This window comes from Bacillus sp. SIMBA_154 (assembly GCF_046536015.1).
Lineage (GTDB): Bacteria > Bacillota > Bacilli > Bacillales > Bacillaceae > Bacillus > Bacillus pumilus_P.
Window position 1 is genome coordinate 1 of sequence record NZ_JAWJBV010000488.1, and the last position, 250, is coordinate 250.

General features: G+C 32.0%; 1 protein-coding gene. It reads left to right on the forward strand.

Annotated features, from left to right (window positions below):
* Nucleotides 1-90: 90 nt before the first annotated feature.
* Nucleotides 91-250: SDR family NAD(P)-dependent oxidoreductase (locus R0K30_RS22865; protein ID WP_410613240.1), on the forward strand; the 160-nt coding region annotated here is incomplete at its 3' end.

Here is a 250-nt window from a genome sequence, read left to right on the forward strand (position 1 = left end):
TTATTAATTTGACTTTGTCGACACTAGACTGAATCTATTTTGTTATATGGATTAACTAATTAGAAAATTTGTTTTCGAGGAGAGAATAATATGAAGTACACAGTTATTACAGGAGCAAGCTCAGGTATAGGATATGAGACAGCATTAGCATTTGCTGCTCGCGGCAAAAACTTAATTATTGTAGCTAGAAGATTGGATAAATTAGAAGAGCTTAAATCAGCTATTCAGAATATTAATCCTGATTTGGATG